The sequence below is a fragment of the Ruegeria sp. CDSC079 genome, assembly GCF_059610505.1.
Map to the genome: position 1 here is coordinate 25155 of NZ_JBXWNT010000001.1, position 15222 is coordinate 40376.

Annotated in this window: 18 protein-coding genes; 7 read left to right on the forward strand and 11 right to left on the reverse strand. The window is 58.1% G+C overall.

All coding sequences use genetic code 11. From position 1 onward, the window contains the following. Nucleotides 1-3: 3 nt before the first annotated feature. From AC2FIC_RS00130 to AC2FIC_RS00160, 7 genes are all read right to left on the reverse strand, one after another. Nucleotides 4-1038 (reverse strand): threonine aldolase family protein, encoded by a 1035-nt coding sequence (locus AC2FIC_RS00130; protein WP_496691021.1) that lies wholly within the window; start codon nt 1036-1038, stop codon nt 4-6. Beyond that, nucleotides 1038-1511: a YcgN family cysteine cluster protein gene (locus AC2FIC_RS00135; RefSeq protein WP_142636512.1), complete on the reverse strand. Its 474-nt coding sequence runs from the start codon at nt 1509-1511 to the stop codon at nt 1038-1040. Before AC2FIC_RS00135 ends, AC2FIC_RS00130 begins: the two co-directional genes overlap by 1 nt. Further along, entirely contained in the window at nt 1508-2440 is a 933-nt protein-coding gene (locus tag AC2FIC_RS00140) for a bifunctional riboflavin kinase/FAD synthetase (protein WP_282021528.1), read from the reverse strand. The genes AC2FIC_RS00135 and AC2FIC_RS00140 overlap by 4 nt, the downstream gene beginning before the upstream one ends. Nucleotides 2441-2498: 58 nt before the next feature. Then, on the reverse strand, nt 2499-2942 hold the full coding sequence (locus AC2FIC_RS00145) for a MaoC family dehydratase (protein WP_074736482.1): 444 nt from the start codon (nt 2940-2942) through the stop codon (nt 2499-2501). A 100-nt stretch (nt 2943-3042) separates the two neighbouring features. After that, nucleotides 3043-3918: an HAD family hydrolase gene (locus AC2FIC_RS00150; RefSeq protein ID WP_496691020.1), complete on the reverse strand. Its 876-nt coding sequence runs from the start codon at nt 3916-3918 to the stop codon at nt 3043-3045. 126 nt (nt 3919-4044) lie between these two features. Then, complete coding sequence (locus AC2FIC_RS00155; protein WP_496691019.1) at nt 4045-4965, reverse strand: manganese-dependent inorganic pyrophosphatase; 921 nt, start codon at nt 4963-4965, stop codon at nt 4045-4047. A gap of 100 nt (nt 4966-5065) precedes the next feature. After that, nucleotides 5066-6046 carry a TraB/GumN family protein gene (locus AC2FIC_RS00160; RefSeq protein ID WP_496691018.1) on the reverse strand — a complete coding sequence of 327 codons (981 nt, stop codon included), beginning with the start codon at nt 6044-6046 and terminating at the stop codon, nt 5066-5068. Between the two features lie 136 nt (nt 6047-6182). Here AC2FIC_RS00160 and AC2FIC_RS00165 point away from each other — a divergent pair, with 136 nt between their 5' ends. From AC2FIC_RS00165 to AC2FIC_RS00190, 6 genes are all read left to right on the forward strand, one after another. Beyond that, the gene (locus AC2FIC_RS00165) at nt 6183-6857 is read left to right on the forward strand and encodes a DUF2161 domain-containing phosphodiesterase (RefSeq protein WP_496691045.1); all 675 of its coding nucleotides are present in this window, start codon (nt 6183-6185) and stop codon (nt 6855-6857) included. Between the two features lie 151 nt (nt 6858-7008). Beyond that, nucleotides 7009-7296 carry a co-chaperone GroES gene (locus AC2FIC_RS00170; RefSeq protein ID WP_120632017.1) on the forward strand — a complete coding sequence of 96 codons (288 nt, stop codon included), beginning with the start codon at nt 7009-7011 and terminating at the stop codon, nt 7294-7296. 55 nt (nt 7297-7351) lie between these two features. Continuing rightward, entirely contained in the window at nt 7352-8992 is a 1641-nt protein-coding gene (gene groL / locus AC2FIC_RS00175; RefSeq protein WP_496691017.1) for a chaperonin GroEL, read from the forward strand. Nucleotides 8993-9231: 239 nt separating this feature from the next. After that, nucleotides 9232-10074, forward strand: a complete 843-nt coding sequence (locus AC2FIC_RS00180; RefSeq protein ID WP_496691016.1) for a DMT family transporter — start codon at nt 9232-9234, stop codon at nt 10072-10074. Between the two features lie 38 nt (nt 10075-10112). After that, entirely contained in the window at nt 10113-10886 is a 774-nt protein-coding gene (locus AC2FIC_RS00185; RefSeq protein ID WP_496691015.1) for an alpha/beta fold hydrolase, read from the forward strand. Continuing rightward, nucleotides 10883-12034 carry an alpha-D-ribose 1-methylphosphonate 5-triphosphate diphosphatase gene (locus tag AC2FIC_RS00190; RefSeq protein ID WP_496691014.1) on the forward strand — a complete coding sequence of 384 codons (1152 nt, stop codon included), beginning with the start codon at nt 10883-10885 and terminating at the stop codon, nt 12032-12034. Before AC2FIC_RS00185 ends, AC2FIC_RS00190 begins: the two co-directional genes overlap by 4 nt. 1 nt (nt 12035) lies before the next feature. Here the strand turns inward: AC2FIC_RS00190 and AC2FIC_RS00195 are convergent, their stop codons facing one another. The 4 genes from AC2FIC_RS00195 to AC2FIC_RS00210 form a co-directional block, all read right to left on the reverse strand. Beyond that, entirely contained in the window at nt 12036-13103 is a 1068-nt protein-coding gene (locus AC2FIC_RS00195; protein WP_496691013.1) for a 5-(carboxyamino)imidazole ribonucleotide synthase, read from the reverse strand. 2 nt (nt 13104-13105) lie between these two features. Then, entirely contained in the window at nt 13106-13861 is a 756-nt protein-coding gene (locus AC2FIC_RS00200; protein WP_282021522.1) for an NAD(P)-binding domain-containing protein, read from the reverse strand. Then, nucleotides 13858-14343, reverse strand: a complete 486-nt coding sequence (purE, locus tag AC2FIC_RS00205; RefSeq protein WP_271949196.1) for a 5-(carboxyamino)imidazole ribonucleotide mutase — start codon at nt 14341-14343, stop codon at nt 13858-13860. Before purE ends, AC2FIC_RS00200 begins: the two co-directional genes overlap by 4 nt. Nucleotides 14344-14419: 76 nt before the next feature. Then, nucleotides 14420-14644, reverse strand: coding sequence for a YdcH family protein (locus AC2FIC_RS00210; protein ID WP_037308505.1), 225 nt, complete (start codon nt 14642-14644; stop codon nt 14420-14422). Nucleotides 14645-14807: 163 nt separating this feature from the next. Between AC2FIC_RS00210 and AC2FIC_RS00215 the strand changes: the two genes are divergently transcribed. Further along, the gene (locus AC2FIC_RS00215) at nt 14808-15221 is read left to right on the forward strand and encodes an Hsp20 family protein (protein ID WP_142636541.1); all 414 of its coding nucleotides are present in this window, start codon (nt 14808-14810) and stop codon (nt 15219-15221) included. The last annotated feature ends 1 nt before the right edge of the window (nt 15222 follow it).

Below are 15222 nucleotides of genomic sequence, written 5' to 3' on the forward strand. Positions count from 1 at the left end.
TCGTTACAAGAGCGCGATGAACCGATCAATTTGCGCAGGCTCGATGGACCAGTCACAAACCAGCCGACAGGCTAGAATTTCGCTGTCATCTGCCCCGTCCAGCTCTGCCCCCCACAGGTGGTAAACAGCACCTGCGGCATGCAGTTGCTTGTGTTGGGCGCGTGAAAATTGGGCAAAAATCATATTCGCCTGCGGCGCGTGCAGGAAAGAGGCACCTTTGGACCGCAATCCCTCGGTCAGACGGGCGCAGTTGTTATTGGCCTGACGGGCCAGTGTCAGCCACAGATCATCCTGCAGATACGCGGCCATTTGGGCGGACAGATAGCGGTGCTTGGAGAACAGGTGCGCCCCGCGCTTGCGGCGCAATTCGAATTCCCAGGCTTTGCTTTCATCAAAGAAGACAACGGCTTCGACGCCCATCAGCCCGTTTTTGGTCCCGCCAAAACTGACCGCATCCACGCCTGCTTTCCACGTCATCTCGGCGGGTGAGCAGTTCAACGCAACAAGGGCGTTGGAAAAACGCGCACCGTCCAAATGGACTGGCAGCCCATACTCTTTGGCCACAGCGCAGAGCGCCTGCAATTCTGACAGGGTGTAAACAGACCCTCGTTCGGTCACCTGCGTAATGGACACAGGTCCGCGCTGCGGTCCATGCACGCCGCGTGTTTCTTCGGCCAGAATCGAGCCGCGCAGCGCGTCCGGCGCCATCTTGTCCGCGCCCGGAACCAGCGTCAGCTTGGCGCCGCTGTAAAACTCGGGCGCGTTGCACTCATCCTCGTGGATATGGGCCACAGGTGAGCAGAACACCGTCTCCCACGGCTGCGCCAGCGTCGCCAGCGCCAGCGAATTCGCCGCGGTCCCGGTGGCCACCAGATACACGGCGGCGCCAGGTGCCTCGAACACCCCGCGAATGCGATCCCGGACCTCATTCATCAGGGTGTCGGTTCCATAGGCCATCTGATAGCCCTGATTGGCAGCATTCAGCGCTTCCATGACCGCCGGGTGAACCGGCCCCGAATTGTCAGAGGCAAAGTACATTAGCTGGGCTCCTCGATGATATGATCTTCCCACTCCTCCAGCGGAGTTTCGAATTCGGACACGGTCCGCCCCTGAACCGAGACTCCGGCGGCATGAACGCTGTCCGGTGTGCCAGAAATCAAGGGGTGCCAGTCGTGTAGGGGTTTGCCCTCCCACAGCAGGCGATAGGCACAGGTCTGTGGCAGCCAATAGGCGTGATCGTTGATGTTGCCCGGCGTCATCACGATACATTCCGGCACAAATTGGTGGCGGATATCGTATTGGGTGCAGCGGCAACTTTCGTCATCCAGCAGACGGCAGGCGACGCAGGTCAGGGCAACCTCGCCGGTGTCTTCATCTTCCAGTTTGTTCAGACAACATTTGCCGCAGCCATCGCACAAAGCTTCCCATTCGGCTTGGTTCATGCGGGTTAGCGGTTTTCGTTCCCAGAACCTGGGGGCCAGGCCGGTGCGGTCGATCGGATCCGTTGTCATCGGTCCGCCAGCAGGCCGCGGGCCTTGTCGCAATCGGCATCCATCTGCGCGATCAGGCCGTCCAGACCGTCAAAGGTCATCTCGGGGCGCAGGTATTCTACCAGACCCACCGACAGGGTCGCGCCATAAAGGTCACCCGAGAAGTCGAACAGGAAGGTTTCGATATTGGGGACCTCACCATTGAACATCGGTCGCGTCCCAACCGAGGCTGCGCCTTGATAGCTGCCCAGATGAGGTCCATCCAGAACATCGACCAGTACGGCATAGACGCCGAATCTTGGCGGATGCAGCCCCTCAATGGACATGTTTGCGGTGGGAAATCCCAGTTCACGGCCCCGTTGTTCTCCTCCGATCACCTCGCCTTCGATCCGGTGCCAGTGACCCAGCATGGTAGCGGCATCCTGCGGGCGGCCCTCGGTCAGTGCAGTACGGATCGCAGTGGAAGAAACGACATTTTCGGACCTCTCCATCAACGGAGCGATGGTGACACCGAACCCCATCTCTTGCCCAAAGAGCACCAAGTCATCAGCGGTGCCGCTGCGGCCTTTGCCGAAACAGAAATCGGCACCTACGACGACATGCGACAGGCCGAGCCCGTCGCAGATCACGTTGCGGGCGAATTCCCTGGGCGTCAGGCCAGCCAATGCGGCGTTGAACGGCAGCTCATACAGCTTTTCGACCCCCAGTTTTGCTAACCGGTGCGCGCGGGCATTGCCGCGCATCAGGCGAAAGGGCGGGGTGTCCGGGGCGAAGTATTCCCTGGGATGCGGCTCGAATGTCAGTACGCCCAAAGGTGCACTCGGCGCGGCGCTGAGGGCCAGTTCGATCACAGATTGGTGGCCAATATGAACGCCGTCGAAATTCCCGATCGCCACGCTGGCGCCGCGATCTTGGGGTTCGATGAATTGAAGGTCACGAATGATGCGCATAGCGACTGCCTAGCGGGACAGGCGCGCTTGTTCAAGGGTCTGAGACTCCCGGAAACGCTCAGTCGAATTTGCGCGACGGGGCCAGTACCATGGCTTCGCCGACCAGCACCTTCTTGCCATCCACTGCGCAGTGACAATCGAGCTTGACCCGACGTTTGGCAAAATCAATGTCGATCACCTTGACCTCGGCATAGACCATGTCACCCGGGCGAACAGGAGCGAGAAACTTCAGCGACTGCCCCATGTAAACTGTGCCGTGGCCAGGCAACTGCTCGCCGATCACGGCCGAGATCAGACCCGCGGTCAGCATCCCATGCGCGATGCGCCCCTCGAAGATCGTGTCGCGGGCGTAATCGTCGTCCAGATGTACGGGGTTTCTGTCGGTCGACACCTGAGCGAACATTTCGATATCCTCGTCCGTCACCACTTTGCGAAGGTGACGGGACATGCCCATCTCGATGTCTTCAATACAGATCGTGCCGCGTGGAAGATTATCCAACATGTTGCCCTCACTCGAATTCATCGGGCAACAAAAAAATCAAAGTCACCCCTGTTGGGAAACTTTATTACTTTGCAACTGCAGAAAATCAAGCCTTTTTTGACTACCTAAGGCGGCCGATCGTATAGGTCGGGTTTACCTTTTCCTTTTGAATATAATCAGTTAGGGAGTCATGATGCGGATGTGCCTCGGTTTTTGTCTCGGCCGCGGCTAGCCCGCCCGAGATGAAAAGAGAATCAATGCCTTCCCCCATTCCCCCCAGAATGTCGGTGTGCGGACCGTCTCCGATGACAAGAATGTCCCCATCGGGGATGTCGTGGCCAAGTTCCTGCAACCTGCGGCGGGCAAGATCATAGATCGGCGGATGAGGCTTTCCGAAATATAGGCTTTCGCCACCCATTTCCGTATAAAGCCTGGCTAATGCACCAGCGCACCACTCCCGAACCTCGCCGCGGTCCACCACAATATCGGGATTGGCACAAAGCAGCTTCAGCCCCTTTTGTTTGGCGTACAGGAAATCAGCGCGGTTCACAGACGGATCGGCCATAGGATCGAAGGGGCCGCAACAAGCAATGCCCTCTGCCTCGGCTAGAGGCACGCGCTCGATATGAATCGGGTGGTCCAACAACTTCAGCGGTTCAAAGAATCCCGCGTCCCGCTGCCATTCGCCCATGAAATAGACCTTTTCGCCCACTGCGCCCCGGAACATGGCCGACCGGGCCGAATCTCCGCTGGTTGCAATCGTGTCATAGGCGTCGTCTGGGACATTGAATTGCGCCAGCTGGGTGGCGACTCCAGCACGCGGCTTGGGAGAGTTGGTCACCAGGACAACAATGCCGCCTTGCGCGCGATAGGCCTGCAGGGCCGCAACCGCTTCGGGGTAAGCAGTGATGCCATTGTGTACACAGCCCCAAAGATCGACGAACAGGGCCTTATAACGGCTGGAAACCTCGGGCAATGCGTGGATGATCTGCGTCATGTTGGGCCCCCATTGATCTGGAAAGGGTGTCGTTTGAGCCTAAGACAGTGCGTGTGGTGTTTGGCCAGTAAGGGCAATGCCTAGCAAAAAAGGCGCCCGATCAAGGCGCCTTTGGTGATTTTGGAATCAGACCTTGAGGTTCGGAATGATCTGTTTCTTACGGCTCATGATCCCGGGCAGAACGACCACGTCGCCATCAACCGAGGCGTCAAAGCTTTTCTCGGCCACGGCTTTGACCAGATCGTTGGGAACCAGCAGGGTGGCTTCTTCGTTCAGAATATCGACCACGAACAGCAATACCTGATCGACACCGTCCTCTTTGGCTACGTCGGCCATCGACGCCGCAAGGCTGTCTTTGCGGTCCAGCACGACACCCGGTGCTGTGGTTTCCAGAACCGAAACGCGGAATTTGGTGCCGTCGACTTCGTATTCCTTGCTGTCCATCCGGATCAGCTCGGCGTCCGAGAATGAGGACACATCTGATTTGGCCGCGAACATTTCTGCAGCATAGGCCGAGACGTCCAGACCCAGATCCGCGGCCAGTTTTTCGGCCACAGCGCGGTCATGCGCGGTTGTGGTGGGCGAGCGGAATTCCAACGTGTCCGACAGGATGCAGGTCAGCGCCGCGCCTTTGATGGCATCGGGCATTTTGGCGGCATCGACGCCGATCATGTCGACCATGATAGTGGCGGTGCAGGCCAGCGGCCGCACGGTGATGTCGATCGGGCCTTTGGTTTCCAGACCGCCGACCAGTTTGTGGTGGTCGATAATGGCGCGGATATCGGCGCCGTTGATACTGGCGGGCAGCTCGGCGGGGTTGTTCGTGTCGACAATAACAACCGGCGCGTCAGCCTCTACGTCTGTGATGATGCGCGGCTTGGGCAGGTCCCAGTGCTGCAGCATAAAGGCTGCTTCAGTGTTGGGTTCACCCAGCAGGACAGGCTCGGCCTGTTCGCCTTTGATTTCGTTCATGTACCATGACCACAGGATCGGCGAACCGGTGGAATCAGTGTCGGGGGATTTATGTCCAAATACGAGGGTTGTCATTTCAGCGTCCTGAGGAGAGTAGATTTGGGCGCCTTATAGGGTGGTCTGGCACACTTGTCACCCGCCCCTGCGTAAACTGCGACGAAGGGTAAGGCCGGGCCTAGAAAGCGGCACGTTTCAGCGTGTATCCGGCCTGTTCCAACTGGTTCAACAGACCATGGTCATCGCCCAAATGTCCGGCGCCCACTGCAATAACCACCGTTTGGTCCTGAATGGCCAATATGTGCTGCATCCAGTTGTTGTTGCGCCCGACTAGAAGTTGCTGTTCGAAACTGGACCACTCTTCGTCGAAGACCTCTTGTGACAGACCGGATGTTTCAAGCCCCTGTAGTCTGGCAAATTGGATGATCTCTGCGTGCTTTTCTTCTAGATAGGCATTGACCATAGTCGCCAACTGATCCTCGCTGCTTTCAAAGGCACTGGCCATGCGGATCAGTGATTGCACCTGCTTTTCGATCGGGTGCTGGTCAAACATCGCCATCAGATCGTCAATCTGCTCTAAAGAGTACTGGGGGATGTCATGGGCTTCGGCCATGTCGGTCAGGCGCGCGTCCATTCCATAGCTGGCTTCCGGATTCTCGGTCATGCATGGGGGGACACCCAGCATCATGCTCAGAAACCAGGGGCGCATTTTTGCAGCCATCCAACTGGGGATGCCACGCTCTGCCAAGCCGCTGGACAGGGCGGCCCAGTCCTCTTCCGGCATCAGCTCAATCAGGGTGGGACCTGAGGTGATCAGAACAGGGCTGAGGTCTTTGGCCAGTTCCTGTTCAAAAGCGGTCATTTCGTCCTGGGTCACTTCGAAATAGAACGCATCCGCCTGGCTGAGTGTCGGCTCCAGCCTTTCTGTGACGGCGTCCATACGCAGGTCGTTTGTGTGCAGCGTTCCTATCAGATGCAGAACTGTATCGCCTTTGGTCGCGATCCAGTGATTGCCTTCCGGGTACGGGAAGTCGGCCAAAGCCTGCTGCAAATCAGCTTGCGCCTCTGGACTTAGGTCAGACCTCAGGTCGCGCCCCTCGCAGGCCGCTTGGGCCGAGAAAGGTACCAGCAGACAAGCCAAAAAGATCAAAAAACGCATCGTACCATCCTGGTTGGATCAATCCCTATATGGGGTGCGACCTTGCCGGGGCCAAGGCCGGTGTTCAACCTGCCAGGATGGACACTGACCTGATCTGTGTCTGGCATTCCACAGTAATTCGAATAGCATGAGCCACATGGACCGCGAGCAGGATCTCTACCCCCCAATCAAGGCGCTGTTAGAGCGTCAGGGCTATACCGTCAAAGGCGAGGTCGGTGCGGTCGATGTCATGGCTGTTCGTGAGGGTGAAGAGCCTTTGATTGTAGAGTTGAAGTTGCGTTTCTCATTGGCGCTGTTTCACCAGGCAATCACCCGACTGAAGGTTACTGAAAATGTCTATATCTGTGTTCTCAAGCCCCGCGGACGCACAGCCAGGCGGGCGTTGAAGGACAACACGGCGCTATGTCGAAGGTTGGGCCTTGGCCTGATAACTGTTCGGGCGGATGGCGTTGTCGAGGTGCATTGTGATCCTGGGCCCTACGCCCCGCGAAAAGACAAGGCCAAAACAGCGCGGCTGCTGCGCGAGTTTGACAGGCTTGAAGGTGATCCGAACGCAGGCGGCGCCACACGCCACGGCCTCGTCACCGCCTATCGTCAGGATGCTTTGCGCTGTGCGGCGCATCTTGCAGAATGTGGTGCCACAAAAGGGGCAGATGTTGCTAAGGCAACCGGTGTTTCGATTGCGACCCGGCTGATGCGCGAAAACCATTATGGCTGGTTCGACAAAATTGAAAAAGGCGTCTACGCCTTGTCGGAATCCGGACAAGAGGGTCTGAAGCACTGGGCCTATAGCTGGGATCAGCCTGACTGAGTCCCAAGGATAAAAAATTCTTCACGCTTGTTGACTCAGGGATTTCGACCCCCTAGCTATACGCCGTTATCACTCGCAAGGGTCGAGTGCTAACGCCTCGCCGCAAGGTGAGGGGAGGATAAATAAACTTTGAGCCCAAGGAGCTGCAAAGATGGCATTGAAACCGCTTCATGACCGCGTGTTGGTTCGCCGTACCGAAAGCGATGAGAAAACCGCTGGTGGTCTGATCATTCCCGACAGCGCGAAAGAAAAGCCCAGCGAAGGCGAAGTTGTTGCGACCGGCGAAGGCGCACGCAAGGACAGCGGCGAGCTGATCGCAATGGCTGTAAAAGCTGGCGACAAGATCCTGTTCGGCAAATGGTCGGGCACCGAGGTCCAAGTCAACGGCGAAGAGCTGCTGATGATGAAAGAAAGCGACATCATGGGGATCATCGAGTAAGCCCACGCGCTTCCTCTGATCTTCATCCCAATACATTTTCTCAAGGAGAAACGACATGGCTGCTAAGGACGTCAAGTTCGACACCGATGCCCGTAACCGCATGCTGGCAGGTGTGAACATCCTGGCCGACGCTGTCAAAGTGACCCTGGGCCCCAAAGGCCGCAACGTGGTTCTGGACAAATCTTTCGGCGCGCCGCGCATCACCAAAGACGGTGTTTCGGTTGCCAAGGAAATCGAACTGGAAGACAAGTTCGAAAACATGGGCGCGCAGATGGTGAAAGAAGTCGCCAGCCGCACCAATGACGAGGCCGGCGACGGCACCACCACCGCAACCGTTCTGGCTCAGTCCATCGTCAAAGAAGGTCTGAAGCAGGTTGCAGCGGGCCTGAACCCGATGGACCTGAAGCGCGGCATCGACCTGGCAACTGCCAAGGTTGTTGAAGGCATCAAGAACGCCTCGCGTGAAGTCAAGGACTCGGCTGAAGTTGCTCAGGTTGGCACCATTTCTTCCAACGGTGAAACCGAGATCGGCCAGCAAATCGCAGACGCGATGCAGAAGGTCGGCAACGAAGGTGTTATCACCGTCGAAGAAAACAAAGGCCTGGAAACCCAGACCGATGTTGTCGAAGGCATGCAGTTCGACCGCGGCTACCTGTCGCCTTACTTTGTCACCAACGCTGACAAGATGGTTGCAGACCTCGAAGACTGCATGATCCTGTTGCACGAAAAGAAACTGTCCTCGCTTCAGCCGATGGTTCCGCTGCTCGAGCAAGTGATCCAGTCGCAAAAGCCGCTGCTGATCATTGCAGAAGACGTTGAAGGCGAAGCGCTGGCAACTCTGGTTGTTAACAAACTGCGCGGCGGCCTGAAAATTGCTGCTGTCAAAGCACCGGGCTTCGGCGATCGCCGTAAGGCCATGCTGCAGGACATCGCAATCCTGACCGGTGGTCAGGTCATCAGCGAAGATCTGGGCATGAAGCTTGAGTCCGTGACTATGGACATGCTGGGCACAGCCAAGAAAATCGAGATCACCAAAGACGAAACCACCATCGTCGACGGTGCTGGCGAAAAAGCCGAGATCGAAGCACGTGTTGCTCAGATCCGCACCCAGATCGAAGAAACCTCGTCGGACTACGACCGTGAGAAGCTGCAAGAACGTGTTGCCAAACTGGCAGGCGGTGTTGCTGTTATCCGCGTCGGCGGCATGACCGAAGTTGAAGTGAAAGAGCGTAAGGACCGTGTGGACGATGCTCTGAACGCGACCCGCGCTGCTGTTCAAGAAGGCGTTGTTGTGGGCGGTGGTGTTGCTCTGGTTCAGGCCGGTAAAGCACTGGACACTCTGCAAGGCGCAAACGCTGATCAGGACGCAGGCATCAACATCGTTCGTAAGGCAATCGAAGCGCCTCTGCGCCAGATCGCTGAAAACGCAGGTGTCGACGGTGCGGTTGTTGCTGGCAAAGTTCGCGAAAGCGACGATGTGGCATTTGGCTTCAACGCGCAGACTGAAGAATATGGTGACATGTTCGCATTCGGCGTGATTGACCCGGCCAAAGTTGTCCGTACCGCATTGGAAGATGCAGCGTCGGTTGCTGGCTTGCTGATCACTACCGAAGCAATGGTTGCTGACAAGCCGCAGAAAGATGCACCTGCTGGCGGCGGCATGCCCGACATGGGCGGCATGGGCGGCATGATGTAAAACGTCGAATTCGCTTAGGCGAATTCTGACGGCCCCACAGGCGCTTGGCAGCATAGCCAAACCGCCCAGAGGGGAGCTGCAGAGCTAAGGAACGGGGTCGCCTTCGGGCGACCCCGTTTCGTTTTGACACGCCGCTTTTGACTGAAACTGTGGCTCAAACTGTTCCGAGGTCGACGGTCTAACCGGTCCCTTCAGGAAAGTGAGTACCCAAACCGGTGTGAAACCGATATCGGGTTGATATGCGACTGTTCCTTCTGACCGCCCTCACCATGTGCGCCTTTGCAGCGAACTCTATTCTGAACCGGATGGCCGTTGAAGGCGGCGATAGCGACCCGGCCGGGTTTGCGGTTATGCGCGTTCTGGCAGGGGCGCTCATGCTGGCGGTGCTGGTTTTGATACGTGGCGGCAGCCTGCCGTTGCGCAGCTCTCGCCGGTTCATTGGCGCCGGCGCCTTGTCGCTTTACATGATCGGGTTCTCGATCGCCTATCTTACACTGGATGCTGGGCTGGGCGCCTTGATCCTTTTCGGGGTGGTGCAAATCACGATGTTCGTGGCCACTGCCGTGACTGGAAATTCACCGACACGACAGCAACTTCTGGGAGCGGCGATTGCATTGGGTGGCCTCGCCTATGTGCTTTGGCCGTCGGGAACGGTTCAGGTGGACCCGGTCGGAGCCGCCCTGATGTGCGCTGCCGGGATTGGCTGGGCAGCATATTCTCTGGCGGGACGGTCCGAGCCAAATGCGCTTGCCGGTACGGCGGCGAATTTCGTCATTGCCCTTCCGGTGACGGCCGGAGCTTTGCTGCTGCTCGGCGGAGGTTGGCAGATGACGGGCACCGGTTTGTTGCTGTCGGCAATATCCGGGGCGGTCACTTCGGGGCTGGGATATGCGTTGTGGTACCGTGTTTTGCCCCAACTGGCACCGACCGTTGCAGCTGTAGTGCAGTTGAGCGTGCCCGTGATTGCTATTCTGGGTGGTGTCCTCTTGCTGAGCGAAACAGCAGAGGCCCGGCTTTTGATTGGCGCAGCGCTTGTGTTGGGCGGCATTGCGCTGGCGGTGCTGCGACGTCAGCGGGGGTAGGGCTTTCATCAGCGGCGCTAAGGCATTATCTGGCGCTTATGAAAATTCTGATCGCCCTGCTTATCTTTCTGCTTCCTGCCGCGGCCAGCGCGAAATGCGTGGTCTTGTTGCATGGTCTTGCGCGGACCGAGGCCTCTTTCACCGTGATGGAGCAGCTGTTCAAGTCACATGACTATTCGGTTGTGCGCCCGGGCTATCCCTCGACCGAGATCGGTATTCCCGAACTGGCCGAACAAACCATTCCTGATGCCTTTGCGTCTTGTGGCGATGACACTGTCAATGTGGTGGCACATTCGATGGGCGGCATTTTGTTGCGCTATTGGCTCAAGGATCATAGCCCGGAAAACCTGGGTCGTGTCGTCATGCTGGGGCCGCCCAATCAGGGCAGCCAACTGGTCGATGAACTTAGCGCGTGGGAGGTGTTCGGCTATCTCAACGGACCTGCGGGCCTTCAACTGGGCACAGGCGCCGAAGGGATCCCGGGTCGTCTACCGCCGGTGGATTTTGAACTGGGTGTTATCGCAGGCGAGAACTCATTAAACCCGGTGTTTTCTTCACTGATTGATGGGCCTGATGACGGTAAGGTTTCGGTTGAAAGCACCAAGGTCGAAGGAATGACTGATCACCTGGTTCTGCCGGTGACGCATACGTTCATGATGAACAATCCGCGGGTCATAGCTCAGGCCCTGCACTTCATTGAATTCGGCCAGTTCGACCCGCAGATCACCTGGCTTGACGGGGTGATGGAAGCTATTGACGAGATCTGCATCGGACAGGATTGCTCGGAACCTGACTCGGAGTCCACGCAATGACCGCATTAAGCCTGACTCTGACCGGTGCAGAGGTTCTTCTGCCCGGCGAGGGGCTGACGGATGTCGATCTGACCATTGCCGATGGCGTGGTTCAGACAGGCCCTGCCGGGCAGCAGATCGACCTGTCAGGATATCTGGTTCTGCCCGGTATTATCGACCTGCATGGTGATGGGTTTGAACGGCACATCGCGCCCCGTCGCGGTGCCATGAAGCAGATGAACGAAGGGATCCTCTCAGTCGAGGCTGAACTGGCGGCCAATGGCATCACCACAGCCGTTCTGGCCCAGTTTTACAGTTGGGAAGGTGGGGTGCGCGGGCCTGAGTTCGCAGGGCAGGTGTTTGATGCCATTGCGGCAGTCAAGGACCACACCGTCACCGATCTGATGCCCCAGCTTCGGTTTGAAACGCATATGCTGGACGATTACGCCGGACTGGCAGAAAAGATTGCGGCTTGGCGGGTGCCCTATGTCGTGTTCAACGACCACCTGCCGCATGACCGTCTGGCTGAGGGGCGTAAGCCCCCGCGTCTGACCGGTCAGGCGCTCAAGGCCGGTCGCAATCCCGAGGTGCATTTCGAAATGCTGCTGTCGATGCATGCTCGCCGGGATGAGGTGTATACCGCACTGGATGTACTCTGTACTGCTTTGACAAAGCAGGGCGTCCGGATGGGCAGCCACGATGACGCCACTGCCCAAACTCGCGCCGATTGGCGCGCGCGGGGCGCGCGGATTTCAGAGTTCCCCGAAACGCTGGAAGCCGCCGAGGCCGCCCGCACCGCCGGGGATCACATCATCCTGGGGTCGCCCAATGTGGTGCGCGGCGGGTCGCATAAAGGGAATGTTAGCGCGCTGGACCTGATTGCGATGGGGCTGTGCGATGCACTGGCCTCGGATTATCACTATCCCAGCCCGCGCCGGGCAGCCTTGATGCTGGCCAAATCCGGCCTTCTGGACATGGCGGGCGCATGGGCGCTGGTGTCGTCAGGGCCAGCCCGCGTACTTGGGTTGCAAGATCGCGGCACGCTCACCCCCGGGCAGCGTGCCGATCTGGTCATTCTGGAGGCAGATACAAACCGTGTCGCGGCAACGCTGGCTGCCGGGCGCGTCAGCTATATGGCCGGGGATATCGCCGCGCGGTTTGTCGGCTGATTTACCGCGTGATGCGGTTAAAATGACCCATCTTGCGGCCTGCCTTCACCTCGGCCTTGCCATAAAGATGCAGCGCAACATCACGTTCGGTCGCGAGTTCAGGTACGCGGTCCATATCGTCGCCGATCAGGTTCTCCATCACCACGTCTGAATGACGCTGCCCGTCGCCCAGAGGCCAGCCTGCCACGGCACGGATATGTTGCTCGAATTGATCCACCGCGCAGCCATTCTGTGTCCAATGGCCCGAGTTATGCACGCGCGGTGCGATCTCGTTCACGATCAGACCCTGCGGGGTCACGAACAACTCGACCCCCATGACGCCGACATAGTCCAAGGCGTTCAGGATATTTGCCGCCAGCAGGATCGCATCTGTGCGCTTTGCTGCGGGCAGGCGGGCAGGGACGGAGGTGGTATGCAAAATGCCATCGCGATGCACGTTCTCACCGGGGTCGAAACAGGCGACCTGACCATCCAATCCGCGCGCGGCGATGATTGATACTTCGTGGCTGAAATCGACAAACCCTTCAAGGATCGCAGGCGCACCCGCCATATCGGCCAGAGCAGTTTCAGCGTCATCGGGGCTGCGTAGCCGGGCCTGTCCCTTGCCGTCATAGCCAAATCGGCGGGTCTTCAGGATGGCAGGGGTGCCGATCTTGTCAATCGCAGCCTTCAGGCTGTCCAGATCCGTGATATCGGCGAAGGGTGCGGTATTCAGGCCCAGCCCTTGCAAGAAAGCCTTTTCGTTCAGTCGATCCTGACTGACCCGCAGCGCCTCGCGCCCCGGGCGGATGGGGCGGTGGACTTCCAGAATGTCCAGTGCTTCGGTGGGGATGTTCTCGAACTCATAGGTGATGACATCGACTGCTTCGGCAAAGGCCTTGAGGGCCTCGGCATCATCATAAGAGGCGGTGGTCACACGATCCGCCACATGACCCGCAGGCGGGGTCGCACCGGGTTCATAAATATGCGACACAAAACCCAGCCGGGCTGCAGCAACGGACAGCATACGGCCCAGTTGACCGCCGCCCAAAATCCCGATTGTCGCGCCGGGGGCAAGCATTTCCACCATTCTCAACTCTCCAAACGTTTGCCAATAGCGCCAAGTGCTGCGTGCAATACCTTGTGCGCGCCCTGATCTTGCAGGGTCTGTGTCATTTGCAGGCTCAGCGTGCCGTCAGTGGCCAGCGCATCGCGTTCGGCCTCTAGGCGGCCTGCGGCCTTCTTATCCATCGCGTGCAGAAAGCCCGATACCAACTGGGTGGTGTAGAATTCGGCCCCGGCTGCGTCTCCGGTTGTGTCTCCCAGCCAAGTTGCTCCGGTCGCCATCAGGTCCAGAAGGCCGGGGACCATGGCGCAAATGGCGAAATGGGCGTTCAGTGCCGCCTCATCTGCGACCTTGATCACCGGGTTTTCCGGTGCGAACAAATCGACCAGCAGTTGATCGTTGCCGAAAGCGACAAGCGGGCAACCACCGGCTTCCAAAAATCCCAGCGGAATGGTTTGCACGATTGCCGGCGCCGGAGAGCAGAGCTCGGTTAGTTCATCTTTCGAGACTGCTGCCATGACCGAGACGATCTGATGGTCGGATCGAAACGTTAAGGCGGCCAGAACGTCCGCAGCGATATGTGGGCGCAGGCACAGGAACACGATCTCGGATGCATCTATCACGGCCTGTGGCGTCGTGACAGACACACCCAGTTCAGCATTTAGCGCGGCTGAAACCTGGTCATTGCGTTCTGTCACGGAGATCTCGTGCCCTTTACGGGCCAAAAAACGCACCATCGGGGCCGCAATATGGCCCGTGCCGATGAATCCGATCCGGCTCATCCCTCGGGTTCTTCGGGGATTGAGGCCGATAGCGCGTCGCGCCAGGCATCCAGCCGGTCGGCCAGAGCGTTATCCTGCAGCGCCAGAATGCCAGCGGCCATCAATCCCGCATTGGCACCGCCTGCCGACCCGATCGCCATAGTCGCAACCGGGAACCCTTTGGGCATCTGAACAATGGAATAGAGCGAATCGACGCCAGACAGTGCCCGCGTCTGCACCGGAACGCCGATCACAGGAACGCGTGTTTTCGAGGCCATCATACCCGGTAAATGCGCGGCCCCGCCGGCCCCAGCAATGATCACCTGCAATCCGCGCGAGACAGCAGTCTTGCCATAGTCCCACAAGCGATCTGGGGTGCGGTGCGCTGAAACGATGCGTTTTTCATAGGCCACGCCCAACTCATCCAGAATATCTGCGGCTTCTTTCATCGTGGACCAGTCTGACTGGCTTCCCATGATGATCCCCACTTTAACGTCGCTCATCCGCTTGCGTCCCTGCCTTCCAAAAGAGCGCGAACTATAGCCAAATCCGCCTTTGTGGCAATGCGGTTCAGATGTCTCAGGCGATGATATCCGGGGTCAGGCGGTCTTCGATCAGGCGAATGATGTCTTTCAGGCGCAGTTTCTGCTTTTTCAACCGTTTGATCGTCAGTTGATCCGAGGTGCCAGTGGCCTGAAGCGCCTCGATTGCTTCGTCAAGATCACGGTGTTGACGGCGGAAAACTTCCAGCTCTACCCGCAGAACCTCATCAGTTTTCATCGAAAGATCGGTGGGCGCGTTCATTGGCGACTCAGAGTTGTTGTGGTGCTTGTCACACAAGATAGTGTGTCAGGCTTGATCCGGCCAGACCTTGTGGACATCGCTGTATATTCCCATATTCTATTATACGCGGTTGCCAGAATGGGGCCGCACAACACGTCGCTTTGGCAATAAAGGACGAAAATACGTGTCTAAACTTACTCTGGGCTCATACCCGCATCTTTTGGGGTTCGAGCAGTTGGAACGCCTTCTGGAGCGGTCTGCAAAGGCCGGAAATGAGGGGTATCCGCCCTATAATATTGAACAGACCTCGAATTTTTCCTACCGCATTACCTTGGCCGTGGCCGGGTTTGCAGAAGAGGACCTGTCGATTACCATCGAAGATCGACAGTTGGTGATCCGGGGACGTCAGCGCGACGACAGCGAAGGACGTATCTTTCTACACCGTGGGATCGCGGCACGTCAGTTTCAGCGCATGTTCGTGTTGGCCGATGGGGTCGAGGTTGGCGAAGCGATCATTGAAAATGGTCTGCTGCATGTGGATCTGACCCGCGCCGTGCCCGAAACCGTGGTGCAAACGATCAACATAAGGAAGGGGTAAG

Excerpts from the sequence above, each read along its gene's own strand:
- AC2FIC_RS00130 (WP_496691021.1), bottom strand. The coding sequence starts at position 1,038 with ATGTACTTTGCCTCTGACAATTCGGGGCCGGTTCACCCGGCGGTCATG.
- AC2FIC_RS00135 (WP_142636512.1), bottom strand. The coding sequence starts at position 1,511 with ATGACAACGGATCCGATCGACCGCACCGGCCTGGCCCCCAGGTTCTGG.
- AC2FIC_RS00140 (WP_282021528.1), bottom strand. The coding sequence starts at position 2,440 with ATGCGCATCATTCGTGACCTTCAATTCATCGAACCCCAAGATCGCGGC.
- AC2FIC_RS00145 (WP_074736482.1), bottom strand. The coding sequence starts at position 2,942 with ATGTTGGATAATCTTCCACGCGGCACGATCTGTATTGAAGACATCGAG.
- AC2FIC_RS00150 (WP_496691020.1), bottom strand. The coding sequence starts at position 3,918 with ATGACGCAGATCATCCACGCATTGCCCGAGGTTTCCAGCCGTTATAAG.
- AC2FIC_RS00155 (WP_496691019.1), bottom strand. The coding sequence starts at position 4,965 with ATGACAACCCTCGTATTTGGACATAAATCCCCCGACACTGATTCCACC.
- AC2FIC_RS00160 (WP_496691018.1), bottom strand. The coding sequence starts at position 6,046 with ATGCGTTTTTTGATCTTTTTGGCTTGTCTGCTGGTACCTTTCTCGGCC.
- AC2FIC_RS00165 (WP_496691045.1), top strand. The coding sequence starts at position 6,183 with ATGGACCGCGAGCAGGATCTCTACCCCCCAATCAAGGCGCTGTTAGAG.
- AC2FIC_RS00170 (WP_120632017.1), top strand. The coding sequence starts at position 7,009 with ATGGCATTGAAACCGCTTCATGACCGCGTGTTGGTTCGCCGTACCGAA.
- groL (WP_496691017.1), top strand. The coding sequence starts at position 7,352 with ATGGCTGCTAAGGACGTCAAGTTCGACACCGATGCCCGTAACCGCATG.
- AC2FIC_RS00180 (WP_496691016.1), top strand. The coding sequence starts at position 9,232 with ATGCGACTGTTCCTTCTGACCGCCCTCACCATGTGCGCCTTTGCAGCG.
- AC2FIC_RS00185 (WP_496691015.1), top strand. The coding sequence starts at position 10,113 with ATGAAAATTCTGATCGCCCTGCTTATCTTTCTGCTTCCTGCCGCGGCC.
- AC2FIC_RS00190 (WP_496691014.1), top strand. The coding sequence starts at position 10,883 with ATGACCGCATTAAGCCTGACTCTGACCGGTGCAGAGGTTCTTCTGCCC.
- AC2FIC_RS00195 (WP_496691013.1), bottom strand. The coding sequence starts at position 13,103 with ATGGTGGAAATGCTTGCCCCCGGCGCGACAATCGGGATTTTGGGCGGC.
- AC2FIC_RS00200 (WP_282021522.1), bottom strand. The coding sequence starts at position 13,861 with ATGAGCCGGATCGGATTCATCGGCACGGGCCATATTGCGGCCCCGATG.
- purE (WP_271949196.1), bottom strand. The coding sequence starts at position 14,343 with ATGAGCGACGTTAAAGTGGGGATCATCATGGGAAGCCAGTCAGACTGG.
- AC2FIC_RS00210 (WP_037308505.1), bottom strand. The coding sequence starts at position 14,644 with ATGAACGCGCCCACCGATCTTTCGATGAAAACTGATGAGGTTCTGCGG.